Origin of the sequence: Kineosporia babensis, from assembly GCF_021129305.1 — a bacterium.
GTDB lineage: Bacteria > Actinomycetota > Actinomycetes > Actinomycetales > Kineosporiaceae > Kineosporia > Kineosporia babensis.
Genome location: NZ_JAJOMB010000028.1, coordinates 69115 through 94243, shown reverse-complemented (window position 1 = coordinate 94243; position 25129 = coordinate 69115). Strand labels below are relative to the sequence as shown.

The 25129-nt window shown below is 69.2% G+C and carries 21 protein-coding genes; 11 read left to right on the top strand and 10 right to left on the bottom strand.

Annotated features, from left to right (window positions below; genetic code table 11):
• Window positions 1-2 precede the first annotated feature (2 nt).
• The 6 genes from LR394_RS35850 to LR394_RS35825 are packed head-to-tail and all read right to left on the bottom strand — an operon-like array spanning window position 3 to window position 6186.
• Window positions 3-674 carry an SRPBCC family protein gene (locus LR394_RS35850; protein WP_231449138.1) on the bottom strand — a complete coding sequence of 224 codons (672 nt, stop codon included), beginning with the start codon at window positions 672-674 and terminating at the stop codon, window positions 3-5.
• On the bottom strand, window positions 671-1552 hold the full coding sequence (locus tag LR394_RS35845) for an AAA family ATPase (RefSeq protein ID WP_231449137.1): 882 nt from the start codon (window positions 1550-1552) through the stop codon (window positions 671-673). The genes LR394_RS35850 and LR394_RS35845 overlap by 4 nt, the downstream gene beginning before the upstream one ends.
• Window positions 1549-2478, bottom strand: a complete 930-nt coding sequence (locus tag LR394_RS35840) for an XdhC family protein (protein ID WP_269330322.1) — start codon at window positions 2476-2478, stop codon at window positions 1549-1551. The genes LR394_RS35845 and LR394_RS35840 overlap by 4 nt, the downstream gene beginning before the upstream one ends.
• Entirely contained in the window at window positions 2478-4844 is a 2367-nt protein-coding gene (locus tag LR394_RS35835) for an aerobic carbon-monoxide dehydrogenase large subunit (RefSeq protein WP_231449135.1), read from the bottom strand. The genes LR394_RS35840 and LR394_RS35835 overlap by 1 nt, the downstream gene beginning before the upstream one ends.
• The gene (locus LR394_RS35830; protein WP_231449134.1) at window positions 4841-5308 is read right to left on the bottom strand and encodes a (2Fe-2S)-binding protein; all 468 of its coding nucleotides are present in this window, start codon (window positions 5306-5308) and stop codon (window positions 4841-4843) included. Before LR394_RS35830 ends, LR394_RS35835 begins: the two co-directional genes overlap by 4 nt.
• Window positions 5305-6186 (bottom strand): FAD binding domain-containing protein, encoded by an 882-nt coding sequence (locus LR394_RS35825; protein ID WP_231449133.1) that lies wholly within the window; start codon window positions 6184-6186, stop codon window positions 5305-5307. Before LR394_RS35825 ends, LR394_RS35830 begins: the two co-directional genes overlap by 4 nt.
• A gap of 179 nt (window positions 6187-6365) precedes the next feature.
• Here LR394_RS35825 and LR394_RS35820 point away from each other — a divergent pair, with 179 nt between their 5' ends.
• From LR394_RS35820 to LR394_RS35810, 3 genes are all read left to right on the top strand, one after another.
• Window positions 6366-6809 (top strand): HNH endonuclease, encoded by a 444-nt coding sequence (locus LR394_RS35820; protein ID WP_231449132.1) that lies wholly within the window; start codon window positions 6366-6368, stop codon window positions 6807-6809.
• Between the two features lie 81 nt (window positions 6810-6890).
• On the top strand, window positions 6891-8672 hold the full coding sequence (locus LR394_RS35815; protein ID WP_231449131.1) for an ABC transporter ATP-binding protein: 1782 nt from the start codon (window positions 6891-6893) through the stop codon (window positions 8670-8672).
• Window positions 8673-8818: 146 nt separating this feature from the next.
• Window positions 8819-10375 (top strand): LCP family protein, encoded by a 1557-nt coding sequence (locus LR394_RS35810; protein WP_231449130.1) that lies wholly within the window; start codon window positions 8819-8821, stop codon window positions 10373-10375.
• Here the strand turns inward: LR394_RS35810 and LR394_RS35805 are convergent.
• Genes LR394_RS35805 through LR394_RS43445 form a run of 3 tightly spaced genes read right to left on the bottom strand, consistent with a single transcriptional unit; the run spans window position 10364 to window position 13617 of the window.
• A complete protein-coding gene (locus LR394_RS35805) occupies window positions 10364-11683 on the bottom strand; it encodes a sensor histidine kinase (RefSeq protein WP_231449129.1) in 1320 nt (439 codons plus the stop codon). The two genes, LR394_RS35810 and LR394_RS35805, sit on opposite strands and share 12 nt — an antisense overlap.
• A complete protein-coding gene (locus LR394_RS35800; protein ID WP_231449128.1) occupies window positions 11676-12350 on the bottom strand; it encodes a response regulator transcription factor in 675 nt (224 codons plus the stop codon). Before LR394_RS35800 ends, LR394_RS35805 begins: the two co-directional genes overlap by 8 nt.
• Before the next feature lie 49 nt (window positions 12351-12399).
• Window positions 12400-13617, bottom strand: coding sequence for a glycoside hydrolase family 26 protein (locus LR394_RS43445; protein WP_231449127.1), 1218 nt, complete (start codon window positions 13615-13617; stop codon window positions 12400-12402).
• A gap of 21 nt (window positions 13618-13638) precedes the next feature.
• Here LR394_RS43445 and LR394_RS35790 point away from each other — a divergent pair, with 21 nt between their 5' ends.
• The 8 genes from LR394_RS35790 (at window position 13639) to LR394_RS35755 (ending at window position 23880) form a co-directional block, all read left to right on the top strand.
• Window positions 13639-14199: a hypothetical protein gene (locus LR394_RS35790; protein ID WP_231449126.1), complete on the top strand. Its 561-nt coding sequence runs from the start codon at window positions 13639-13641 to the stop codon at window positions 14197-14199.
• A 612-nt stretch (window positions 14200-14811) separates the two neighbouring features.
• Window positions 14812-15156 carry a hypothetical protein gene (locus LR394_RS35785; RefSeq protein WP_231449125.1) on the top strand — a complete coding sequence of 115 codons (345 nt, stop codon included), beginning with the start codon at window positions 14812-14814 and terminating at the stop codon, window positions 15154-15156.
• Window positions 15157-16118: 962 nt separating this feature from the next.
• Complete coding sequence (locus LR394_RS35780; protein ID WP_331283125.1) at window positions 16119-16976, top strand: ABC transporter ATP-binding protein; 858 nt, start codon at window positions 16119-16121, stop codon at window positions 16974-16976.
• 50 nt (window positions 16977-17026) lie between these two features.
• Window positions 17027-18046, top strand: coding sequence for an ABC transporter substrate-binding protein (locus LR394_RS35775; RefSeq protein WP_231449124.1), 1020 nt, complete (start codon window positions 17027-17029; stop codon window positions 18044-18046).
• A 13-nt stretch (window positions 18047-18059) separates the two neighbouring features.
• On the top strand, window positions 18060-20153 hold the full coding sequence (locus LR394_RS35770; protein WP_231449123.1) for an iron ABC transporter permease: 2094 nt from the start codon (window positions 18060-18062) through the stop codon (window positions 20151-20153).
• A gap of 62 nt (window positions 20154-20215) precedes the next feature.
• Entirely contained in the window at window positions 20216-21178 is a 963-nt protein-coding gene (locus tag LR394_RS35765) for a zinc-binding dehydrogenase (protein ID WP_231449122.1), read from the top strand.
• 32 nt (window positions 21179-21210) lie between these two features.
• The gene (locus tag LR394_RS35760; protein ID WP_231449121.1) at window positions 21211-22266 is read left to right on the top strand and encodes an aldo/keto reductase; all 1056 of its coding nucleotides are present in this window, start codon (window positions 21211-21213) and stop codon (window positions 22264-22266) included.
• Window positions 22267-22404: 138 nt separating this feature from the next.
• A complete protein-coding gene (locus LR394_RS35755; RefSeq protein WP_231449120.1) occupies window positions 22405-23880 on the top strand; it encodes a hypothetical protein in 1476 nt (491 codons plus the stop codon).
• Window positions 23881-23891: 11 nt separating this feature from the next.
• On the opposite strand, the gene LR394_RS35750 is transcribed toward LR394_RS35755, so the two are convergent.
• Window positions 23892-25124 carry an MFS transporter gene (locus LR394_RS35750; protein WP_231449119.1) on the bottom strand — a complete coding sequence of 411 codons (1233 nt, stop codon included), beginning with the start codon at window positions 25122-25124 and terminating at the stop codon, window positions 23892-23894.
• Between the last annotated feature and the right edge of the window lie 5 nt (window positions 25125-25129).

Here is a 25129-nt window from a genome sequence, read left to right as displayed (position 1 = left end):
GGCTACTTGATCACGAAATAGACGATGAGGGCGGCCAGCGCGGCCGCTCCGGCACCGGCAGCGATCGCCCTTCTGCGCACCGAGGCTCCGGCCAGACTGAGCAGGTCGAGTGCTTCGTCGTCGTTCGGGGACGGCGGCGCTGGGCTGGGTGCCGGAACTGCGCGGATGATCGGCTGTGGCTTGGTCTCCGGCGGTTCCTGAATCACCGGCGCGGCCTGGGACTCGGCCTGCAGCTTGGCTTCCAGGTTCTCGACGAACTGGCCGAGCAGCTTGGTCGAGACGTCCTTGATCATGCCGCTGCCGAACTGGGCGATCTTGCCGCTGATGCTCAGATCGGTGCTGACCGTGACGACGGTACGGGCGGCGTCCGAGGCGTCCGGCCGCAGCCCGGCCTGAATCTTCGCCGAGGCGTTCCCGGCTCCCCGCGAGTCCTTGCCCTTGGCGTCGATCACCGCCCGGTGCGCCGCGTCGTCCTTCTCCACAAACCGCGCAGTGCCTGCGTATTCACTGATCACCGGCCCGACCTTGACCTTGACCCGCCCGGAGTAGACATCGCCCTCGACCCCGGTCAAGCGGGCCCCCGGCATGCATGGTGCGATCCCTTCCAGATCGGTGAGCACTCTCCAGGCCTCGTCCACGGATGCGCCGACGGTGAACTCGTGATCGATCTTCATGGCGTCCCTTCCAGCAGCGTGTCCAGGGCCTCGGCCACGGCCGAGACGTCGTCGGGAGTCTTGGCCACCGCACCCAGCGTGCGGATCACGTCGGGCCGGACCAGGTCGGCGGCGCCCAGCGCGCTGAGAGCAGCCAGCCAGTCGATGGATTCGGCCATTCCCGGTGCCTTGTCCAGCTCGAGCCCGCGAGCGGCCGCGATGAACTGAGTGACCGAACCGATCAAGGGCTCGGATGCGCTGGGCACCCGACGCCGCAGGATCTCGGCCGCCTGCTCCGGCGCGGGGAAGGCGATCCAGTGATACAGGCAGCGTCTGCGCAGGGCATCGTGCAGTTCTCGGCTGCGGTTCGAGGTGAGCACCACCACGGGCTTGCGTTCCGCGGTGAACGTGCCCAGTTCGGGGATGGTGATCGCGCCCTCACCCAGGAACTCGAACAGCAGAGCTTCGAACTCGTCGTCCGCGCGGTCGATCTCGTCGATCAGGAGCACCGGAGCAGCAGGTCCCCGGTGGCGCAACGCCTTCAGCACCGGTCGCTCCTGCAGGAACCGCTCGGTGAAGAGGTCGGCCTCGCTCATGGTTGCGCCGCCGGTCTCGGCGAGCCTGATGGCAAGAAGCTGGCGCTGGTAGTTCCACTCGTACAGGGCCTCGTTCGCGGTCAGGCCCTCGTAGCACTGCAGCCGGATCAAGGGCGTGTTCAAGGCGCTGGCGAGGGCTTTGGCGGTAGCGGTCTTGCCCACCCCCGGTTCGCCCTCGAGCAGCAGGGGCTGTTCCAGGGTGAGGGCAAGGAAGACCGCGGTGGCCAGACCTTCGTCGACGAGATGGTCATGGCGGTCCAGGGCGTTCCTAACCTCGGTGACATCAGCGAACGGAGAACTCATTCGGCGTGCGCTTCGGCTGGAACGTCCTGCTCGGTCAGGTAGTGAGCCCGGCAACCTTCACCGCAGAACCAGATGTCCGTACCGTTCACCTCGGCATGGGGAGTGCCGGGGGTCGTGACCACCTGCATTCCGCACACCGGATCAATCGCGAGCGTTGAATTGGGGGTGCCCTGTGGAGCGGCCGGTTCCTTGGACATGCTTGGTTCGAGGAGAGCTGGGCCCGGCCGGGTGTTGAGTCGCAGAGCCGCAACCACCTCGGCCATGATCGAGAGGGCGATCTCGCCCGGGGTCCGGGCCCCGATCCAGAGACCGGCCGGGCTGCTGACTCGTTCACGTTCGGCCGGGCTCAAGCCAAGTTCGTCCAGGACCGCCTGACCGCGCTTCTGGCTGGCGACCAGAGCCACATACCCCACGCCGTCGTCCAGTGCGGTTCTCACTGCGCCGGCCTCGTCATCCCGGCCATGGCTGGCGATGATCAAAGCCTTGGGCACCGGCGAAGGACTGGTGGTCTGCATGTCGTAGCCCAGCAGTTCACCCATCTCCACCACCGCCCGCGCCACCGGCGTCTGCCCGATCACCTGAACCAACGGCGGCGGCAGCACCGGCCGCAGGAAGATCTCCAGTGCTCCACCCGACAAGCACGGGTTGACCACCACCTGCGCGCCCGGTGTTTCCGGGAACCCAACTTCCTCGGGGAGAACCCGCAACAACAACGTCTCGCCGGCCGCAAGCGTCCCTAAGGCAGCCGCCCGCACCGAACTCTCGGCGCACTGCCCACCCACGAAACCCTCGATCGATCCGTCCATCAACACCAGCGCCTCGTCACCGGCCTGGGCGGACGAGGGCACCTGGGCCCGCACCACCGTGGCCCGGACGAAGGGCACCCGCTGGGCACTGAGCTCGACGGCTCGCTCCGGCACCGACATCAGATCGGCGGAGTGTGGTTGCCCTGCATGGTTTCCCAGACCCGCGAGGGGGTCAGGGGCATGTCGGCGTGCCGGATCCCGAACGGCTTCAGCGCGTCCACCACAGCGTTCACGACGGCCGGGGGAGATCCGACGGTGGCCGACTCGCCGACGCCCTTGGCCCCGATCGGGTGGTGCGGCGAAGGCGTCACGGTGAATCCGGTCTCCCAGTCGGGCACTTCGAGCGCGGTCGGGATCAGGTAGTCCATCAGCGATCCGCCCAGGCAGTTGCCGTCCTCGTCGAAGCCGATCATCTCCATCAGCGCCATCCCGACCCCGTCGGTCAGGCCGCCGTGCACCTGGCCCTCGATGATCATCGGGTTGATCCGGGTGCCGCAGTCGTCCACCGCGACGAACCGCCGGACCTTGACCACCGCCGTCCCCGGGTCGATGTCCACCACACAGATGTAGGCGCCGTGCGGATACGTCAGATTGGACGGGTTGTAGCAGATCTGGGCTTCCAGGCCGCCTTCCAGACCCTCGGGCAGATCACCGGCGCCGTGCGCCCGCATCGCGATGTCCTGGATCGTCACCGACTTGCCGGGGTCACCCTTGACCTGGAAGGCACCCTTGACCCAGTCCAGGTCGGCGACCGAGACCTCGAGCATCCCGGAAGCAATGATCCGCGCCTTGTCCCGGACCTTGCGGGCGACCAGAGCGGCGGCTGCGCCGGAGACCGGGGTGGAGCGACTGCCGTAGGTGCCCAGCCCGAACGGCGTGTTGTCGGTGTCGCCGTGCACCACGTCGATGTCGGCCGGTGGGATGCCGATCTCCTCGGCCACGATCTGCGCGAAAGTGGTCTCGTGACCCTGGCCTTGGGTCTGGACCGAGAGCCGGACCACCGCCTTGCCGGTCGGATGCACCCGCAGCTCGCACCCGTCCGCCATTCCCAGACCGAGGATGTCCATGTCCTTGCGCGGTCCGGCCCCGACCGCCTCGGTGAAGAACGACACGCCGATGCCCATCAGCTCGCCGCGTTCCCGCTTCAGAGCCTGCTCCCGGCGCAGCTCTTCGTAGCCGGCGATCCGCATGGCCTCGCGCAGGGTGGGCTCGTAGTCGCCGGAGTCGTAGACCCAGCCGGTCTTGCTGGTGTACGGGAACTGCTCCGGCTTCAGCAGGTTCTTCAGCCGCAGCTCGACCGGGTCCATACCCAGGTCGTAGGCCAGGCAGTCGACGATCCGCTCGACCAGGTACACCGCCTCGGTGATCCGGAACGAGCAGGCGTAGGCCACTCCACCAGGTGCCTTGTTGGTGTAGACGGCCGTCATCGAGCAGTACGCGGCCTCCAGGTCGTAGCTGCCGGTGAACACGCCGAAGAAGCCGGCCGGGTACTTCACCGGGGCCGCAGTGCCGTTGAAGGCGCCGTGGTCGGCCAGCACGTTGGTCCGGATCGCCAGGATCTTGCCCTCGCGGGTGGCCGCGATCTCGCCCCGCATGATGTAGTCGCGGGCGAAGCCGGTGCTGATCAGGTTCTCCGAGCGGTCTTCCATCCACTTCACCGGTTTGCCGGTGACGATCGAGGCGACGATCGCGCAGACGTAGCCGGGGTAGATCGGGACCTTGTTGCCGAAGCCGCCGCCGATGTCGGGGGAGATCACCCGGATCTTGTGCTCGGGCAGCCCGGCCACCAGCGCGTACAGGGTGCGGTGGGCGTGCGGGGCCTGGGTGGTCGACCAGAGCGTGAGCTTGCCGTCGATCCGGTCGTAGTCAGCTACTGCGCCACACGTTTCCATCGGGGCGGGGTGCACCCGGGGGTAGACGATGTCCTCGGTGACCACGACGTCAGCCCGCTTGAAGACGTCCTCAGTCGCCTTCTGGTCTCCGGTCTCCCAGTCGAAGCAGTGGTTGTTGGTCTTGCCCTCGAGGTCGGTGCGGATCACCGGGGCGTCGGGGGCCAGCGCGGTACGGACGTCGACGACGGGCTCGAGGATGTCGTACTCGACGTCGATCAGTTCCAGGGCGTCGCGGGCCGCGTACCGGTCCTCGGCGACCACGAAGGCCACCTCCTGCCCCTGGAAGCGCACCTTGTCGGTGGCCAGAACCGCCTGGACGTCGTTGGACAGGGTGGGCATCCAGGCCAGGCCCTGCTCGGCCAGGGCGGCCCCGGTGACCACGGCCTTCACCTTGGGCATGGCCTCGGCCGCGGTGGTGTCGATGCTGACGATGCGGGCGTGGGCCACCGGGGAGCGCAGGATGGCCAGGTGCAGCATGCCGTTCAGTTGCACGTCGTCGCAGTAGCGGCCGCGCCCCCGGACGAAGCGGGGGTCTTCCTTGCGCAGCATCCGGCCGTGGCCGACCGGCTTCTGGTCGTTCTCGATGGTGGTCATTTCGCAGCCTCCGTGGCGGCGGCCCACTGCACGGAACGAACGATCGTGGCGTAACCGGTGCAGCGGCAGATCTGGCCCGAGATCGCCTCGCGGATATCGGCTTCCGAGGGGTCGGGATCGCGGTCCAGCAGAGCCCGCGCGGTCATCATCATGCCGGGGGTGCAGAAGCCGCACTGCAGGCCGTGGCAGGCGATGAAGCCCTGCTGCACCGGGTCGAGTTCACCGTTGCGCTCCAGGCCTTCGACGGTGCGCACCTCGTGACCCCCGGCCATCGCGGCCAGCACGGTGCAGGACTTGACCGGCTCGCCGTCCAGCCAGACCACGCAGGTGCCGCAGTTGCTGGTGTCGCAGCCCCAGTGCGTGCCGGTCAGGCCGAGCTCCTCACGCAGGAAGTGGACCAGCAGCAGCCGGCCCTCGATCTCCCGGGTGACTTCCTCACCGTTGACGATCATCGAAACCTTCACGCCTGAGCCCTTTCGCCGATCCGGTCCACAGCCTTGCGCAAGGTGCGGCGGGTGAGCTCCTTGGCCAGATGCCGCTTGTAGCCCTCGGCGCCGCGGGTGTCGGTGGCCGGTTCGCAGCTGCGGGCGGCGATGTCACCGGCCTGCTCGAACAGCTCCTCGGACGGCTCCTGGCCGCGCAGCAGAGCCGAGATCTCCGGAATACCGGCGGTGTTCGGGCCGACCGCGGCCAGGCCTACCCGGGCGTCGCTGATCACGCCGTTGCGCAGCCAGAGGGCAGCCCCGGCCGAGACGACGGCCCAGTCACCGGCCCGGCGTTCCACCTTCTCGTAGGCGCTGGATCCGCCCGGCCGCAGCGGAAAGCGGACCTCGATCAGCATCTCGGCCTCGCCGACGGCGGTCTCGTACGGACCCCGGTGGAAGTCCTCCATCGACACGACGCGGGTGCCGGCGCTGCCCTGGATCACGCAACTGGCGTCCAGAGTGGTGCACACCGCGGAAAGGTCTTCGGAGGGATCGGCCTGGCACAGCGACCCGCCGAGCGTGCCCCGATTGCGTACGGTGGGATCGGCGATCACCCGCTCGGCGTCGGCGAAGATCGGGAAATGCTCTTTCAGAGAAGTTGATTCGAGCAGCTCGCGGTGCCGGGTCATCGCCCCGATCCGGATCTGCTGCGGCTCGGCCGTGATGTAGCCGAGGTCGGCATGCAGGTCGTTGATGTCGATCAGGTAGTCGAAGTTGGCCAGCCGCAGCTTCATCATCGGCAGCAGGCTGTGCCCGCCGGCCACCAGCCGGGCCGTGTCGCCGAGCCGGTCCAGCAGGCCGATGGCGTGCTCCACGCTGGTGGCGCGCTGGTACTCGAACTGCCCGGGAACCTGCATACGTCGATCCCTTCGTCGCCGCCGGCTCTCATTGGGGCCGGTCGGCGACGAGGCTGTCAACGGTGACTTAAGCAGATGGTTAATCGGAAAAGCCGTGGCGGGCCGAACCGGCCACGTGAAACTCTCCCGGGAGACAGCAGCGCTTTCCCGTTGATCCGACTCGAATCAGGAGGTGTCCGATGACCACGGTCCTGGTGCTGAACGCCTCCTACGAGCGTCTGCACTACGTGTCCCTGCCGCATGCCGTGCGGATGCTGGTCCGGCAGGTGGCGGTGGTGGAAGAGGTTGCCGCCGGCCGGGCGCTGGGCCCGTGGCCGCGGCCGAAGGTGGTGCGGCTGCTGCGGTACGTGGCCATGCGCTGGCGGCACCGGACCAGGCCGTCCTGGTCGCGCCGCGCGCTGCTGACCCGGGACGGCCATACCTGCGCCTACTGCGGGGCGCGGGCCAGCACGGTCGACCACGTGCTTCCGCGCTCCCGCGGTGGGTCGGACTCCTGGCTGAACACCGTGGCGGCCTGCCAGCGGTGCAACCACCGCAAGCGCGACCGCACCCCGGCCGAGGCAGGAATGCCTTTGCAGATCAGGCCTTTCGAGCCGACCTGGGAACAGGTTCTGGCCGCGTGATCAGCCCGGCCGGCCCTTTGGCCGGCCGGGCGCTGCCGGTCGGGTGTGTCCGGCCCTCCCAACTCGGCCTACACTGAACCAATGCCTGGGCAAGCGCTTTCCCCCGCGCGGGAACACCCTCCACAGATCATCGACCCCGAGCACCCGGTGCGCTCACTGGTGCGCCTGCTCGCCCGCCGGCCGGGGCGGATGTCCCTGGCCCTGGGCGCGTTCGTGCTCAAGGAGATCCCGATGTGGATGCTCCCGGTGATCACCGCGGCGATCATCGACACCGTGGCCGAGGGTGGTGAGATCGGCTCGGTGGTGGGCTGGCTGCTGTTCGCCGTGCTGCTGCTGGCCCAGAACTACCCCAACCACCTCGTCTACACCCGCAACTTCATGATGGTGGTCCGGGACACCGGGGCCGAGCTGCGCAACGTCCTGGCGATGCGGCTGCAGACCCTCTCGATCGGCTTCCACGCCCGCTCCACCTCGGCGGTGGTGCAGAACAAGGTGGTGCGCGACGTCGAGAACATTGAGCTGATGCTGCAGCAGGTCACCCACCCACTGCTGTCGGCCACCATGGTGGTCGGCGGCGCGGCCACGATGACCGCGATCCTGGTGCCCCAGTTCCTGCCGGTCTACCTGCTCACCGTGCCGCTGGCCCTGCTGATCCGGTTCACCGTGGCCAAGCGGTCCCGCACCCGCAACGAGCGGTTCCGCCTGGAGATGGAAGGCCTGGCCGCCCGGGTCGGCGAGATGGCCTCGCTGATCCCGGTCACCCGCGCGCACGGCCTCGAGCAGACCGCGGTCGACCGGGTGGCCACCGGCGTGGACAAGGTCCGCCGCGAGGCGCTGAAGCTGGACATGCTGAACGGGCACACCGCCTCGATGTCGTGGGTCAGCATGCAGTTCCTCGGCGTGCTCTGCCTGGCCCTGGCCGCGGTCTTCTCGCTCACCGGCACGCTGCCGATCGGCCCGGGCGACGTGGTGCTGCTGTCCACCTACTTCACCCTGCTCACCCAGGGCCTGATCCAGCTGCTCGGCCTGCTGCCGGTGGCCGCCCGCGGCGTGGAGTCGGTGCGCTCGATCGCCGAGGTGCTGGCCGAGCCCGACCTGGAGCACAACGAGGGCAAGCGCGCGGTGCCCGCGGTGACCGGCACGCTGAGCCTGCAGAGCGTGCGCCACCGCCACCCGGACGCCAAGGTGGACTCGCTGCACGACATCGACCTGGAGATCCGGCCGGGCGAGACCGTGGCCTTCGTCGGACCCTCCGGCGCGGGCAAGTCCACGGTGCTGAACCTGGTGCTCGGCTTCATCCGGCCCACCCAGGGCCGGATCCTGGTCGACGGGCAGGACATGCAGGAGCTGGACCTGCGCACGGTGCGCCGCTTCGTCTCGGTGGTGCCGCAGGAGCCGGTGCTGTTCGAGGGCAGCATCCGCGACAACGTGGCCTACGGGCTGGAGGACGTCACCGACGAGCAAGTGCTCGACGCGATGCGCGACGCCCAGGCCCTGGACATCATCCAGACCCAGCCGCAGGGCTGGGACACAGTGGTGGGTGAACGCGGCGCCCGGCTCTCCGGCGGCCAGCGCCAGCGCATCGCCATCGCCCGGGCACTGATCCGCAAACCGCGCGTCCTGCTGCTGGACGAGGCCACCAGTGCACTCGACCCGGAGTCCGAGTCCCAGGTCAAGCAGGCGCTTTCGGAGCTGATGGGCGGCTGCACCACGCTGGTGGTGGCGCACCGGCTCTCGACCATCCGCCAGGCCGACCGGATCGTGGTGCTCGAGGGCGGCCGGATCGCCGAGATCGGCTCGCACGACGAGCTGCTGGCCCGGGGCGGGCGCTACACCGCGCTGCACCGGGCCCAGGCCGGGTAGCGCAAGGACGGTGTGATCGCCGGGCTGACAAAGCAACCTCACAGGGTGTTTTGTCAGCCCGGCGAGGCTCATTCAGGCCTGGTTCAGGGGTGGCCGAGCATCATCCTGATCGTGGTCCTCGCTGTGTGCTGCCGGAACGGCCGATCGTGACACGAAACCGAACCCACGAACGTCCGGTGCGGCACGCCCGGGGCCGAGTGCGGCTGACCCCCTGGGGCAAGATCGCGCTGGGCACGGTGGCGGTGCTGATGGCGGGCACGGCCGGCGGCGGGGCGTACATGTACCAGCGGCTGAACGGCAACATCGAGTCCTCGGCGCTGTTCTCCGGCACCACCGGCGACGCGGGCGTGCAGAAGGCCGACGAGCAGGGCCGGTTCCCGATCAACGTGCTGGTGATCGGCACGGACGCGCGCTCGTCCGAGGCGAACTGCAAGCTGGGCGGCGCCTGCGACCACACCGCGGCCAACGCGGACGTCCAGATCCTGGTGCACCTTTCGGCCGACCGCACCAACATCACCGCGATGAGTGTGCCGCGCGACACCCTGACCCAGATGCCCGGCTGCGAGAACGCCGAGACCGGGCAGAGCGTTTCGGAGCGCTACGGCCAGATCAACGGCAGCCTGGTGTACGGGCCGGGCTGCAGCGTGGCGGCGATCCACCAGCTCACCGGGATCACCATCGACCACTTCGTGATGGTCGACTTCGCCGGGGTGATCGCGATGTCGGACGCGACCGGCGGCGTGGACGTCTGTGTCACCGACGACGTCTACGACAACTACTCGCACCTGAAGCTGAGCAAGGGCAGCCATACCCTGAAGGGCGAGGCGGCGCTGCAGTTCGTGCGCACCCGGCACGGTTTCGGCGACGGCAGTGACCTGGGCCGCACCTACGGTCAGCACGCGTTCCTCTCGGCGGCCATCCGGTCGATGAAAGACACCGGCACGCTGCTGAACCCGACCAAGCTGTACGGGGTGGCCGACGCCGCCACCAAGGCGCTGACCGTGGACGAGGGACTGGACAGCATTCCCAAGCTGATCGATCTGGCCACCGAGTTGAACAAGGTGGACACGAAGCGGATCACCTTCACCACCATGCAGAGCGCCCCGGCGCCGACCGATCCGAACCGGGTGGTCCCGACCGAGGCCGCGCAGAAGCTGTTCGCCACGATCATCGAGGACCAGTCACTGTCCAAGGGCCCGAACGAGACCAGCACGCCCTCTCCGTCCACCAGCAAAGCCAGCCCCGGAAGGGATTTCGAGGTGCAGGTGCGCAACCGGGGCGGCGCCGACGGCCGGGCCGGGGAAATGACCGCGCTGCTGGCCGATCAGGGGTACGACGCCGAGACCGACGCCTCCGCCGGGGATCTGGAGACTCGGACGTCCATCATCTACGGAAAAGGCCAGGTGGATCAGGCGCAGCAGCTCGCCGCCGACCTGAAGATGCCCTCCTCGCTGCTGACCAAGGACACCGATACCGACACGGTGACGCTGGTACTGGGCCAGGACTGGACCGAGGGCGACACCTATCCCAAGAGCACGAAGAAGGACCGGCAGGAGGCGCTGGCCGACTCCAACGCCCGCGCCGCCACGAAGTCCGAGTGCGTGCCGGTGAGCACCCAGAACACGGTCAAGTACAACGGGGTCTCGATGACCCCGGCCGAGGCCTATGCTCAGGCCACCGACAAGAAGGACTCAGCTTCCTGAGGGCAGGCGCATCTCGAGCCGGGCACCGCCCAGCGCCGAGGTGTCCAGCAGTGCCGTCCCTCCGGCCTGCCGGGCGGCTTCGGCAATGATCGCCAGGCCCAGACCCGCACCACCGCTGTCCCGGTCGCGAGCGTCGTCACGGCGCTCGAACCGGTGAAACATCCGCTCCCGGTCCTCCTCCGGCACCCCGGGACCGTCGTCGTCCACCCGAAGCACCGCCGTCGTCCCGTTGTCGGTCAGCTCGAAGGCCACCAGGGAACGGGCGTGCCGCCGGGCGTTCTCGGAGGCGTTGCGCACCGCGCGGGTCATCAGCGCGGTGTCGGCGACCACCCGGGCCGGCCCGACCTTGGTCAGATCCACCCGGACCCCCAGCGCCCGCAACCGTTTTCCCTCGGCCAGCAACAGGTCGTCCAGGTCGATCTCCTGCTGCACGCTGGCACTGCGCTCGTCGATCCGGGCCAGCAGCAGCAGACCGCTGACCAGTTCCTCCAGCCGCGCGGCCTCGGCGTCGACCACCTCGGCGAGCCCGGGCAAGGTCACCGCCTCCGGATGCAGCAGCGCCACCTGGGCGTGCTGGCGGATCGCGGCGACGGGGGAGCGCAGCTCGTGCGAGGCATCGGAGACGAAGCGCTGCTGGGCCCGGCGCGACTTCTCCAGCCGTTCCAGCATCCGGTTCATCGTCACCGCGAGCCGCGCCACCTCGTCCTTGCCGCGGGGCTCGCTGATCCGCCCGGTCACGTCGTTGCCGATGTTCTCGACCACCGAGCGGATCTGCTCCACCGGTCGCAGCGAACGGCCCACCACGGTCCAGGTCATCACCGCCACGAACAGGCTCACCGCCGGCACCGCGCCGCTGAGCAGGATCGTGGCCGACTCGGTGGCCTCGTGCGCGCCGTACAGCGAGCGCCCCACCACCACGTGCTGGCGGACTCCCGGCTGCAGCATCACCGGGCTGGAGCGCACCGCCCATTCCTGGTCCAGCACCTCGACGATCTGCAGCTCGTCCGAGACCGGCAGCGGCGGCACCCCGACGAAGTCGTCGTCGGCCACCGCCACCACCCGGCCGTTCCGCTGCTGCTGGATGATCACCTCGTCGGCCTCGAACGGCGGCAGCGAGCCCAGCGTCTCGGCCTCGGAGGCGATCTGCGCGGCCTGCTGCCCGGCCGTGGTGGCCTCCGACTCGACCATGTTCGAGCGCAGCAGCCAGACCAGGCCGACCGCCCCGCAGGCCAGCACCACCAGCACGATCGCGGTGGTGGCGCTGGTGATCCGGACCCGCAGCGACCACCAGCCGGCCCGCTCACTCATCGGCGATCAGCCGGTAACCGGCCCCGCGCATGGTGACGATGGTCTCCACCCCGAACGGCCGGTCCACCTTGGCCCGCAGGTGCGCGATGTACACCTCGACGATGTTCGGGTCGCCCTCGAAGTCGTCGTCCCACACCCCGTTGAGGATCTCCAGCTTCGAGCGCACCGACTCGGCGCTGCGGGCCAGGAACGCCAGCACCGCGAACTCGCGGCTGGTCAGGGTGATCGGCGTCCCGCCGCGCCGGACCTCCCGGGTGGCCGGGTCCACCACCAGGCTGCCGATGGTCAGCACGGTGGGCCGCTCCGGCCGCCCGCGCCGCACCAGCGCCCGCAGCCGGGCCAGCAGCACGGGGAATTCCACCGGTTTGACCACATAGTCGTCGGCCCCGGTGTCCAGGCCCTCGATCTGGTCCCAGGCGCCGTCCTTGGCCGTGAGCATCAGGATCGGCGTCCAGTTCTCCTCCTCACGCAGCGCCCGGCAGACCGCATAACCGTTCAGGCCGGGCATCATCACGTCGAGCAGGATGGCGTCGTACTGCACCTCGCGGGCCCGCCAGAGCCCGTCGATCCCGTTCTCGGCCACGTCCACCGAGAACCCCTCGGCGACAAGCCCTCGGCTGATGCCCTCCGCGAAACGCGCTTCATCGTCGACCACCAGCACTCGCACCCCGGCAGTCTGCCAAAATCGACTTGAATCCCGCCTGAAGCCCCGCCGTCTACCCGCCGCTGCCGAACAACTTCTTGAACCGGGCCTGGCCGCGGGGCAGGTCGGCCAGCTGGTGCTTGCCCTTGCCCTCGGGGTTCACGTCGAAGTACGCCTGGTAGGCCACGTTGTTCTGCGGGTCGTCGATGAACTCGAACATCTGCTGGATGAAGAACGGGTTGTCCATCCCGCCCTGAGAGTCGGTCTCGGTGCGGTCCCACAACCCCCATTCCGGCATCGACAGCGGCTTGCCCTGCTCCGCCGCGAAGGCCGACCAGAAGTCCAGGCCGTACCCCGCGTCCGTGATGCTGTCCCAGGCCACCTCCTGATGCAGCTTCCGGCAGGCGGTGTTGCAGCCGGACGGGTAGGGGTAGGAGCCTTCCGTCCAGGCGATGTCGTAGACGTCCACCCCGATGTAGTCCACGAACTCCTCTCCGGGGTAGTAGACCGTCGAGTCGAAGGTCTCGCCGCCGTTGTTCACGTTCCAGTCGAACTCGAGCTTCTCGGCGCCCGGCACCGAACGCATCGTGGTGACGATGTTGCGCCAGTAGGCCACGAAGTCGTCCCGGTCCGCGGCCTGCAGGTTCCAGCGTCCCTTACGCACGTTGAACTCCCAGGCCAGCCGGATGATCGAATCCCCTTGCCCGTACTCGACCAGGTTCTGCGCCAGCGTCCGGTAGTAGTCGTCGTAGTCCCCGGCCGCTCCGGCCGCCAGCGTGGCGCTGTCGTCGTGCGCCGGCAGCATCACCACTCCGTACACCATCCGGTACCCGCTGCCCTCCCAGGCCTGCAGCATGTACGTCGGATTCGCCACGTCGTCCCACTGATCGCGGTTGGAATAGTCCACCGCGTAAGCAATATCGCGCCCGAGCCACTCCTCGAACTCGCCCACCTCAGCCGGCTTGGTCCCCCTGAAGACCCCGACCTTGACGTCCGCCGCGGCTCCCGACGTCGGCTCGGCGGCCGGCTCTTGGTCGGCCTCACCGCTGCCGCCCTGCTCTTCGGCCGTGCGCTCGCTGACCAGATCGTTGCTCGCGGGCGAACCGGACGGCTCATCCCCGGTGAACCCGATCACGAACGTGACCCCGGCAATGAGGGCGAGCACGGCCAGCACCGCGGCGACGATCACCGGACGGCGGCTCTTCTCCTCCGGTTTCGGCTGCCGGAACGCGATGGCCATGGTCTGCGGGCCGGTCTCCTCGGGAGTTTCCGGCTGCTGATCCCAGTCCACGAGCCGGTTCGTGAGCTCGCGGTGCTGCTCGGCAAATGCCCGGTCGTCCTCCAGAAGGGCGTTGCGGCGCTCAGAACGCCTACGGACGCGGGTCGGTTCGCCTGCGCTCGTGGTCGAGTCAGAGCCAGAACCCAGCAACGGACGCTCGTGGTCACCACCGAGGATTTCGGTACCGACGTAGCCGCCCGGGTTCTGGTCAAGACCAAGCAACGGACGCTCGTGGTCGCCGGGGTCCGGCCCGGCGCCTCTGCGGCTGACTGGGTCAGAACCGATAGGCGGACGGCTTGGGCCGCCTTCGAGGTGGTCGGCGCCGCTGTGTTTGAGGGCCTGGGTTCCAGGACCGAGCAGTGGACGGTTTGGGCCGCCTCCGAGGTGGTCGGCGCCGCTGTGGCTGAGGGCCTGGGTTTCAGGACCGAGCAGTGGACGGCTTGGGTTACCTCCGAGGTAGTCGGCGCCGCCGTGGTTGAGGGCATAGTTTTCAGAACCGGGCAGTGGACGGGCCTGGTCGCCGAAGGGGCGGTCGGAGCCGGACTGGTCGCCGAGGTAGTTGTCGGGGTTGGACCGAACGTCCAGGTTCGGTAGGTCTGGCCGGTCTGGATGGGAGCGGAGAGCGGCGCGGTCGCGGCGGGCCGGCATGCCGGCATGCGAGCCGGCGGGAATGCCCGTAATCGCGATAGTGCTTGTGCGCGGCGATGCCTCGGCTAACCGGGCACGCTCCAGCTCGGATTCACGAGCCCACGGTTGCTCGCTCTGCCGGCCCATATCGCGGATTGACCCAGCCGCGTGCGCCTCGTGAGTGGCGTGCGTGTGGTCGGCCGTGTGTTTCTCATCGGCCGGATGCACAGCCGACGCGACGGTCGTTGTTGCCGCTACTTGGTTTGCCGGGAAAGCATGATCTAGCCCGGTTGGGTGGCCACGCTGCTCCTCACGCTGCCACCGCGTCTCGGGCGTTGATCCTGCTTCGTCTGCCAGGTGCGTCTGGTCTACCGAGCGGGTGTGCTCAAACGTGTTCGGGCGAGTCCATTGTCCCTCGGCGCTCCACTCTCCCTCGCGGCTCCATCCTCCCTCACGTGTTGGTTCTGTCTCGCCGGCTTGGTCTGCTGCGCGTACTTGGTCTGCCGAGCGCGCCGGATCCGCCATTGGCACCCGATTTTCGGTGCGCGCAGCCTCTGCCAAACGCGCTTGGCTGTTCAGGTGCGCGTTCTCCAGTTCGGCCTGGCGGGCCCATTCGCCTTCGCGTCTGCGCTTCGCCTCGCGCGCCAACTCAGCTTCGCGCGCCCGTTCAACTCCACGCGCAAGTTCAGCCTCGTGGGCCAGCTCGGTCTCGCGGGTCAGCTCGGCGTTGTGGGTCAGCTCGGTTCGGTGGGCCTGCTCTGTCTGGCGGGCCAACTCGGCGTTGCGGACAAGCGCGGTTTCGTGCCCCCATTCTGCATCGCGAGCCTCGCTGGTTGTGCTGGCCTGGTCCGCCCAGTGAGCCTGCTCTGCTGCGCGGGGTTGTTCTGCCGCTCGGCTGAGTTCGGCGGCTTCGGCCAGGCGTAGTTGGGCGGTTTCGGCTTCGCGACGAGCACGGCGGCTCAGCGGAGCGGGCGAGGCGGGCGTCTGAGGCGCAGATGCATAAGGGGCTGCGGTATCGAATCTTTCGGAAGTTGATGCGGGAGCGTCCCCCCGATCTGGCTGATCTGACGCCACAGGCCAGTTCACGCGCTCTGCTTGGCTCGGACGGTCAGCTCGGCTGGGGCGGTAGGGGCGGCGGCCTGATCGGTCACGGCGATCGGACGGGGGCGGAAAGTCTGATCTGTCGGCAACGCTCAGCGAGTCGAAGTGGCCCGTGGAATCAGCATCATCCAGAGAAGCGGAGTAAGGCGGATGATCGAGAGAGCTGGAGGTGCCAGGGGAATCGAGACCGAGGGAGCCGTCATATCCCGATATCTGCTGCGGTTCCGGTCTTTGAGTATTTTCCGCCGGCTGGTTCAGGCTGTCGGTCGAGGCGGGTCTGTTCGACCGGTCACGTCTGCGGGCCGGCTCCGGCCCGCGAGATCGTCTTCCCCGAGGGCGGAACGGGCCGTCGGCACCCCCGTAACCGTCTACGCCACCCAGGTCTCCGCCGGTGAACGGGCCCAGAGCGTCCTTAAATGCTGCACTTGTGGGCGTAATGCCATCGTTGGCAGGTATTTCGGGCAAGCTGGTCAACGGTTCGGCGCTCGGATCCTCGGTGCGCGGGCGGCGGGAGCGGCGCCCGGGCTGGTCAGACATTACTGAGGGCCTGCGGCGTCGCGTCCTGAACGAGAGCTGAGAAGGCTCGGCGGATCACGCGGCTCGCGGGGGCGGGCAGCGGGTGGAGGCCGAGGATGTTCACGCGCGCCGAGTCTAATCCGGGTTCCGGGTGGGCGAGCCGGTAAAAGCGCGGACATACGCCGAACCGGTGACCCAGTCCGTCATCAAAGGCAGATCACAGGGTACTCCGGGGCAAACACGCTGCTGAATAGGCTAGCCTTACCTTTGTGAGTCTGCCCTTATCTGTGCCCGCGCTGACCGGGGCCAACCTGACCCTGGGATACCACGGGCATGCCGTCGTCAACGGGGCCGGCATCGACCTGCGGCCCGGCCGGGTGACTGCCCTGCTCGGCCCGAACGGGTCCGGAAAGTCCACCTTGCTGCGTTCTCTCGCCCGGCTGCACACGCCGAGCGCCGGAAGTGTCACGCTCGGCGACGGTATCGATGCGCTGGCCCTGCACCCCAAGGAATTTGCCCGGCAGGTAACCCTGCTCACCCAGTCGCGGCCCACCCCGGGAGGCGTTCGGGTGCGGGACGTGGTGGGTTACGGCCGGCATCCCTACCGCGGCCGGTTCGGAGCCGGTGACGAAGGCGGCGCCGCGGTGGTGCAGCGGGCGCTGGAGCGGACCGGCGTGGCCGGGATGGCCGAGCGTCCGGTGGACGAACTGTCCGGCGGCGAGCTGCAGCGGGTCTGGCTGGCCACCTGCCTGGCTCAGGACACCGGCATCGTCCTGCTCGACGAGCCGACCACCTTCCTCGACCTGCGCTACCAGATCGAGACGCTGGACATCATCCGCGACCTGGCCGACGAGCACGACGTCGCGATCGGCGTGGTGCTGCACGACCTGAACCAGGCCGCGGCGGTGGCCGACCACGTGGTGTTGCTGCACGCGGGCACGGTCCGCGCCACCGGCACCCCCGACGAGGTGCTCTCGGCCGAACTGCTCAGCGAGGTCTACGGGCTGCGGATCGACGTGGGTACCGACGAGCACGGCCGGGTGCGCACCAGCCCGGTCGGCCGGCACACCCACCGGCCCGCCACCGGCCGAACCGCCGGGCAGACCCTCACCCCCCGGCCCGCCTGAAAAACGCGCCGGAATTCCGTCCCACCATCCGAAAAATCATAAGGACTGCCATGTTCACCGCCCTGCGCCGCGCTCGCACCACCCAGGTGGCTGCGACCTCCGCCGCTGCCCTGGTGCTGCTGCTGACCGCCTGCGGCACCACCGAAGAAGCCGACACCACCACCGACGCCGAGGCCAGCCCGGCGGCCGCCAGCGGTCCGGTGACGGTCACCGACGAGCGCGGCGAAGAGGTCAAGCTCGATGCCCCGGCCAGCAAGGTGGTCTCGCTGGAGTGGGGCCTGACCGAGAACCTGCTGGCGCTCGGCGTCACCCCGATCGGGGCGTCCGACGTCAAGGGTTACAACGAGTACGACACCGTGGTCCCGCTGGAGGCGAGCACCCCGGACGTCGGCCAGCGGGGCACGCCCAGCCTGGACGCGATCTCCGCGCTGGAGCCGGAGCTGATCGTCTCGGTCACCGGCCTGGACGACAAGGTCTACGACCAGCTCGAGGAGATCGCCCCGGTGCTGGTGCTGGCCGGCTCGGACGGCGAGGACCCGATCGGCTACATGCGCAAGACGGTGAACACGCTGGGCGAGGTCACCGGCACCACCGAGGCCGGGACCACGCTGCTGTCCGACTTCGACGCCAAGGTCGCCGAGGCCAAGACCGCGCTGGAGACGGCCGGTAAGACGAACGCGCCGTTCACCATGTCCGACGGCTGGGTGCAGTCCGGCACGGTGAGCATCCGGATGTACACCCCCGGCTCGTTCTTCGGGGCGATCGCCGCGGAACTGGGCCTGGAGAACCAGTACACCGAGGGCGGCGACCCGGAGTACGGCCTGGCCACGATCGACGTCGAGGGCCTGACCAAGGTCGACAACGCGGACAGCACCTTCCTGTACGTGGCGGGGGCGGCGTCCGGCGAGACCTTCGTGGACTCCCTGGCCGACAACGCGATCTGGAAGAAGCTGCCCTTCGTCGAGGCCGGGAAGGTCAAGCCGATCGACAACGGCATCTGGATGTTCGGCGGCCCGAAGGCGGCCGAGGCGTACATCGACACGCTGGTCAGCAACATCACCGCCAGCTGATCACTACCGCGCTGTGAACACGAGCACGCAGGCCGCCCCGGTGACGCAGACCGCGTCACCGGGGCGCCCCTCGTCCATTGCTGTTGTTCTTGGGGTTTTCGGGGTCCTGCTGGTGGTGCTGGCCGCGTTGTCGGCGGTGCACCTGACGCAGGGAACGGCCGATCTGCCGGTCCGCGAACTGTTCCAGGCGTTGCTGCCGGCCGGACACGAGTCCGACGCGGCCGCCGTTCTGATCGCCAGCCGGGTGCCTCGTCTGGCCGCCGCGCTGCTGATCGGGCTGGCATTGGGGGTGGCCGGCGTGACCTTGCAGTCCGTGGCCCGAAACCCGCTGGCCTCCCCGGACACCCTGGCCGTGAACGCCGGAGCCTACCTGACCGTGGTGGCCGTGGCCGCCTTCGGTTTCAGCATGCCCTTCTACCTGAGCGGGCTGGTCGCGTTCGCCGGTGGTATTGCCGCCGCAGGCCTGGTGCTGCTGGTCGCCCAGGGCGGAGACGCTGGGCCGACCCGGCTGGTTCTCGCCGGTTCCGCGATCGCCCTGGCCTTTTCGAGCCTCAGCTACGTGCTGCTGATGCTGTTCGCCCAGGAGACCACCGGCCTGTTCGCCTGGCAGAGCGGTACCACCGTGCAGTCCGGCGGCCATCAGGTGAAGCTCGCCATCCCGCTGATCGCGCTGGGCGTGGCCGGTCTGCTGCTGCTCGCCCACCGGCTGGACGTGCTTGCCCTGGGTGACGATTCGGCCCGCGTCCTCGGCATCGACGTGCGCCGCAGCCGTCTCTACGCGGTACTGCTGGCGGTCCTGCTGGCCGCCACTGCGGTGACGGTCACCGGACCCATCGGGTTCGTCGGGCTGACCGCCGGGGTCGCCGCCCGATCCGCCGCTCGCAAGCTACCTGGCCTCGGACGTCATCTGGTTCTGCTCCCTCTCGCCGGAGTACTGGGCGCGCTCGTAGTGGTGAGTGCAGACGTCCTTTTACGGCTCTTCCTGCCCGCCGGCGTCTCGATCGCCATCCCCACCGGTGTGGTGACCACCCTGGTCGGGGCCAGCGTGCTGGTCTGGCTGGCGCGACGGCTGCGCGGGGGCGCGGTCGGCTCCGGGACCAAGGGCGCACGGGGCACGGTCCGCTCCGGCCGCTGGGTCGCCGGAATCTGGATGATCCTGGTGATCGCACTGGTTTTCGGATCGATCGGCGCTTTGCTGATGGGCGAGCGCGTGGTGCTGCTCGGCGACGTGAGCAACTGGCTGCGGGATCAGGCCGGGACTCAGGTCAACTTCGTGCTCAACCAGCGGTGGCCCCGGGTTCTGGTCGCGCTCGCCGGCGGTGCTGCCCTGGCTCTGGCCGGCGCGATCGTGCAAGCGGTGTGCCGTAATCCGCTGGCCGAGCCCGGTCTGCTCGGCGTCACACCCGGCGCTTCGGTCGGTGCCGTCGCGGTGGTCGTGCTGGCCCCGGGGCTGGGGGTCTGGCCGATGATGGGCCTGGCCACTTTGGCGGCCCTGCTCACCTTTGGCTTGGTGCTCTGGTTGGCGTCAGGTGGCGGCCTGTCCTCGGAACGGCTGGTGCTGATCGGTATCGGGGTGAGTGCCGGAGCCACGGCGCTGACCACGCTGATCGTGGTGGCCTACTCGCCGTGGGACACCAACCTGGCCCTGACCTGGCTGTCCGGCTCGACTTACGGGCGCAGCAGCAGCCAGGCCATACCGGTGATCATCGCCCTGGTGATCGGCCTGCCGCTGACGCTGTACGCCGCCCGCACCCTCGACCTGCTGGCCCTCGACGAGGACGTGCCCCGGATCCTCGGGGTGCGCCTGACCGCCGTTCGCGTCGGATTCTGCTTGCTGGCAGCCATTCTCACCGCTGCCGCAGCTTGTGCGGTGGGTGCGCTGGGCTTCGTCGGTCTGGTGGCGCCACATGCCGCGCGGGCGTTGGCGGGTGGGCGTAACGCGCGCTCGATCCCGGTCGCGGTGATGCTGGGCGCGGTGCTCGTGGTGGTGGCCGACCTGATCGGGCGGACCGTGATCGCACCTTCGGAGATCGCGGCCGGTCTGGTCACCGCGATCATCGGGGCGCCGTACTTCGTCTGGCTGCTGCACCGTTCCCGCACCAGCTGACGCTTGACCTCAACCGAACTTGAGCTTCTAACCTCGCGGACATCGTCAGGAGGGGATGGGCCATGCGAGCGATTCAGGTGAGCGAGTTCGGGGATCCGTCGGTACTACGGGCGGTCGAGCTGCCCGACCCGGTTCCCGGGCCGGGTCAGCTCGTGGTCGAGGCCGCGGTGATCGACACGATCTTCGTGGAAACCGACATCCGGCGCGGTTTCCGGGCCGATCTGTTCGGGATCACCGTGCCGTACGTTCCCGGTAGCGCGGCGGCGGGCACGGTGGTGGCGCTGGGTGCCGAGGTGCCGTCGCACTGGCTGGGCCGCCGGGTCGTGGCCAAGGAGCGATCCTCCTACGCCGAACTGGTCAAGGCAGATCTGGCCAAGGTCGGTCCGGTGCCGGATGAGGTGGATCTGAAAGCGGCTGCCGCGATCAGTGTCGACGGGGTAACAACTTTCGGTGTGCTGGAGGGCGTCGGTGTCCGGCCGGGGGAGCGGGTGCTCGTCCTGGGGGCGGCCGGTGGCATGGGGACGTTGCTGGTCCAGTTGGCGATCGAGGCGGGCGCGCAGGTGGTGGGAGCGGTCCGGGGTGAGGTGAAGCTGGCGCTGGTGGGTGAACTTGGCGCCGCAGCAGTGGATTACAGCGTTGGCGGCTGGCTGGACCAGGTGCGCGAGGCCTTCGACGGACACCTTGCAGACGTGTTGCTGGACGGTGTCGGAGGAGCGTTGGGTTCCGCTGCGGTCGGGTTGGTGGCCGATGGAGGACGTGTGTCCGCCCACGGGGCGCCCAGCGGTGAGTTCGCGCGGATCGACTCGGCGGACGCAACTCGCCGAGGCCTTACCGTCCGCGGAATCGCTGACCTGCAGTTCGGCCCGGTCGAGGCGGCGCGGTACGGCCGTGAATCTCTGGAAGCATTGGCAGCCGGGAGAATTCAGCCAGTGATCGGGCTGGAACTTCCCTTGGCACAAGCAGCCGCAGCGCACCGGGCCATGGAGGAGCGGTGGGTCGTGGGCAAGGCCCTGCTTCTTCCGTAGCCGGTCGGCCCGGTCCGGGGTAGCGTCGGGGCATGGAATACCGACGACTTGGACGCTCGGGCCTGCGGGTCTCGACGCTGACCATGGGGACGATGACGTTCGGCGGGAAGGGCGGGTTCGCGTCGGTCGGCCAGACCGACGTCGCGCTGGCCAAGCGCCAGATCGATCTGGCCCTGGAGGCCGGGGTGAACCTGGTCGACACCGCGGACATCTACTCGGACGGGCTCAGCGAGGAGATCACCGGCGAGGTGCTGGCGGGCCGGCGGGAGGACGTACTGCTGGCCACCAAGGCCCGGATGGTCACCGGGGACGGCCCGAACGACGGCGGGGCCTCCCGGCATCACCTGATCCGCTCGGTCGAGCGCAGCCTCAAGCGCCTGCGGACCGACTACATCGACCTGTTCCAGATCCACGAGTGGGACGGCCAGACCCCGCTGGAGGAGACCCTCGAGGCGCTGGACACCCTGGTCCGCTCGGGCAAGATCCGCTACGTCGGGGCCTCCAACCACAGCGGCTGGCAGCTGATGAAGGCGCTGGCGGTGGCCGACGCGCACGGCTACCAGCGGTACGTGTCCCAGCAGATCCACTACACCCTGCAGGCCCGCGACGCCGAGGACGAACTGGTGCCGCTCACCCTCGACCAGGAACTCGGCATCCTGGTCTGGAGCCCGCTGGCCGGAGGTCTGCTGTCGGGCAAGTACCGCCGCGACGTCACCGCCCCCGAGGGCTCCCGGCACCTGACCGACTGGAACGAGCCCCCGGTGCACGACGAGGGCAAGCTCTACGACATTGTCGACGTGCTGGTGGAAACCGGTGAGGCACACGGTGTCTCGGCCGCTCAGGTGGCGCTGGCCTGGCTGCTCGGCCGGCCGGGCGTGTCCTCGGTGGTGATCGGCGCCCGCACCGAGGAGCAGCTGAGGGACAACCTGGCCGCGGCCGACCTGGTGCTCACCGACGAGGAGCGCTCGCGTCTGGACAAGGTCAGCGCGGTGCCGCTGCGCTACCCGCACTGGCACCAGGCCGCCACCGCGAGCGAGCGCCTTTCCCCGGCCGACCTCAGCCTGCTCGGCCCGCACCTGAACCAGTAGCTCGTCGCAGTCCCGGTGATCAGGCCGGCACCGGACTGCGAGGCACCCGGACGAACCCGGTGACGGTCGGCCGGTCTGTGAGCCTCGCAACGGGAGGCCGACCGTCCCGGGTAGGAAACAGTGCCAAGATGGACGGTTGTGAGAGCACGTTACTTCGGTGTCACCGGCGCCTGGGACAATCCCCTGCGGCGCCTGAGCCGTTTTGACGGTGCCCGCTTCCACCCGGTCGAACCCGGCAGTATCACCGCCCCGAACGTCCATGTGTTCATCCACGGCTGGCAACCGGGCCTGCGCCTGCTGGAACGCATGCACGCGATCGGTGATCTGGTACCCGCCCTGCCCGCCTGGGACCCCCGGCTGGTGGACCCGTTGGGGCGCTCGCTGCACTCGTACCACGCTCATCTGCTGGAGGCGCTGACCGCGATCGGCGGCGACCACGACGTCCTCTATTACTCCTGGATCGACGAATCGGCGACGGACCTGGACGTCATGCTGGCCTATCGCTCCCGGCAGGCGACCCAGATCAACGGACGCCGGCTCGCGATGGCCCTGCAGCAGTCGATGTCGGCCCCGGAAACCCGGCTCCACCTGATCGGGCACAGTCACGGCAGTGCGGTGGCGGTGCACGCCTCGGCCGCCTTGGGCCGTCGCCCGCACCAGGTCACGCTGCTGGACGCGCCGGAGAACGGGATCAGCCGGCTGAGTGGCGCCGCCAACCTGATCGACGTCGTGCTACCCCGGATCAAGCCCGGCCGGGACGACGAGCACCCGTTCGTCGACTCCTACGCCTCGGTGTTCGGCCGCCCCTACCGCCGCAAACCCGGCCTGTCCGACGTGGTCGACGTGTCGCTGTACGGCGGCCTGGCCCTCAAGCCCACCTTCGTCGAGGCCATCTCCGGTGCCCATCTCTACGCCGTGGACTGGTACGCCCTGTCGGTGCGGGAGGCCCACCGCGGCGTCGGCTTCGGCTGGTCCCCGCTGCAGGGCGCCGACGTCAAAGGCCTTTCCTCCTCGTACCATTCGCGCCGCCGCAAGCGTCCCCTCGTCCTGCGCCGCCGCACCGACCTGCCCCGCCTGTTCGGCGCCCGGCGCAAGGTCCCGATGATCACCCGGCCCAGCCGGATCACCAGCGCCGAGATGCATCTGAGCGCCCGCTCGCCGGCCGCCGCCCAGGTGCTGCGGATCGTGCCCGGCGACGGCCTGATCGAGTTCGACGTGGAGATGACCGGCGGCAACGGCACCGAGCAGGTGCACCTGGACCTGGACGCGGTGCCGGTCTACGTGGCCCAGGCCCGGTTCCCGGTACCCCGCTCCGGCCGCTACGTGGTGCTGGCCGACGGCGCCGCGGGGGAGCACCTGCTCACCGCCCGCCTGGTCACCGAGCCCTCCGCCGACTACGACGAGTCCGACCTGCCCCGGGCCTCGATCACCAACGTCAGCGTCGTCTCCTGGCCCGACGCCGCCCTCGGCTTCACCTTCGAGCGAGTGGCCATGACCACCTTCGTCACCGGCACGGTGGCCGGCACGGTGGGAACCCTGGTCGCCCAGGCCGGCTGGCGCCTGGCCCGCCGTGGCGCCCGCATCCTGATCGCCGTGGCCCGCTCACAACGCTGAGCACCGCTCGATCAAGCCCGGTGATCGGCTGCGGCCGAACGCAGTGGTCCCAGCGCAGGTCGAGGGCCCATCATCAGCAGACCGATCGTGGCCACCACCGACAGCGCTGCCGGGACCAGGAAGATCTGAGGTATCCCGAGCGGCTCCACGGTCAGGCCACCGGCCAGACCGCCGACGGCCGCGCTGAGCGGTTCGGCGCTCATGAAGACGGCCGAGGCGGTCGCGACCGCGGACGGCAGCAGTCGCTGAGCCACGAGAATGCCGAGGCCCCCGAAGATACCCCACAGTCCGCCGATCAGGGCCTGCCCGGCGAACAGGCCCACGGCGGTGGTGCTGAAGGCGAAGCAGACGTTGCCGGCGATCGCGAGGACACCGCCGAGGACGAGCAGCCACCGGGCCCCGGCGCGGTGAGCCAGGGCCATCGCCAACGGGATGAACAGCAGTTCGAAGGCGGGCTGGGTGCCGATGATCGCGCCGCTGACTCCCGAGGGCAGTCCCAGGTCACGGTCCAGATGGATCGGCAGGTAGGCGAACTTGACCGTGTCGCAGGCGTAGAGGAGCACGGTCAGAAAGGTGAAGACCAGCAGCGGCCGCATCTCGCGCAGACCCGGGGCGCGCCGGTCGTGCTCGTGTTCCGACGAACGGGCCCGGGTCCGAAGCCGGCCGAGCGGCAGCATCTGGGCCAGCAGGCACAGCGCGGTGGCGAAGAACATGAACCGCAGACTGGTCACGGCCGTCAGCAGCGAGCCGAGCACCGGGCCGATCACCCAGCCGCCGACCAGCGCCATCCGGGCCACCGCGACCACCCCGTCGACGCCGGGCGCCGGTTCGTCGTGGATCGCGGCGAACAACTGGGCGGTCGCGGCCCCGGCGAAAGCCAGGACCAGCGTGCTGATCACGACGGGAACCCAGAGCTGGGTGGAGATCGCGATGCTCGCCCAGCCGAGGAATCCGACGAGCGCGCAGATCCGGAACAGACCCAGGCGGTCGCCACTGCGGTCGGAGCGCACCCCGACCAGGTAACCGGCGATCGGCGCGGTGACGTTGGTGAGGGCGAACAGGCCGGCGGTGCGCAGCGAGGCGTTCAGTTCCTCGACCAGGAACAGCGAGATGAATGGGGTCGCGGCGGAGAAGCCGATCCCGGACAGGAGCAGGGCGAGGACAGCGCCGCGGTAGAGCGGGGTGCGCAGGGTGAGGTTGATCGAGTTCATCAGGTGAACGGGGATGCCCCTGGGCCGGGGCATCCCCT

Bases quoted from the DNA above. Each gene is read 5' to 3' on its own strand.
- LR394_RS35805 (WP_231449129.1), bottom strand. From the start codon at position 11,683: ATGAGTGAGCGGGCCGGCTGGTGGTCGCTGCGGGTCCGGATCACCAGC.
- LR394_RS35820 (WP_231449132.1), top strand. From the start codon at position 6,366: ATGACCACGGTCCTGGTGCTGAACGCCTCCTACGAGCGTCTGCACTAC.
- LR394_RS35825 (WP_231449133.1), bottom strand. From the start codon at position 6,186: ATGCAGGTTCCCGGGCAGTTCGAGTACCAGCGCGCCACCAGCGTGGAG.
- LR394_RS35840 (WP_269330322.1), bottom strand. From the start codon at position 2,478: ATGTCGGTGCCGGAGCGAGCCGTCGAGCTCAGTGCCCAGCGGGTGCCC.
- LR394_RS35845 (WP_231449137.1), bottom strand. From the start codon at position 1,552: ATGAGTTCTCCGTTCGCTGATGTCACCGAGGTTAGGAACGCCCTGGAC.
- LR394_RS35765 (WP_231449122.1), top strand. From the start codon at position 20,216: ATGCGAGCGATTCAGGTGAGCGAGTTCGGGGATCCGTCGGTACTACGG.
- LR394_RS35835 (WP_231449135.1), bottom strand. From the start codon at position 4,844: ATGACCACCATCGAGAACGACCAGAAGCCGGTCGGCCACGGCCGGATG.
- LR394_RS35775 (WP_231449124.1), top strand. From the start codon at position 17,027: ATGTTCACCGCCCTGCGCCGCGCTCGCACCACCCAGGTGGCTGCGACC.
- LR394_RS35815 (WP_231449131.1), top strand. From the start codon at position 6,891: ATGCCTGGGCAAGCGCTTTCCCCCGCGCGGGAACACCCTCCACAGATC.
- LR394_RS35760 (WP_231449121.1), top strand. From the start codon at position 21,211: ATGGAATACCGACGACTTGGACGCTCGGGCCTGCGGGTCTCGACGCTG.
- LR394_RS35750 (WP_231449119.1), bottom strand. From the start codon at position 25,124: ATGCCCCGGCCCAGGGGCATCCCCGTTCACCTGATGAACTCGATCAAC.
- LR394_RS35850 (WP_231449138.1), bottom strand. From the start codon at position 674: ATGAAGATCGATCACGAGTTCACCGTCGGCGCATCCGTGGACGAGGCC.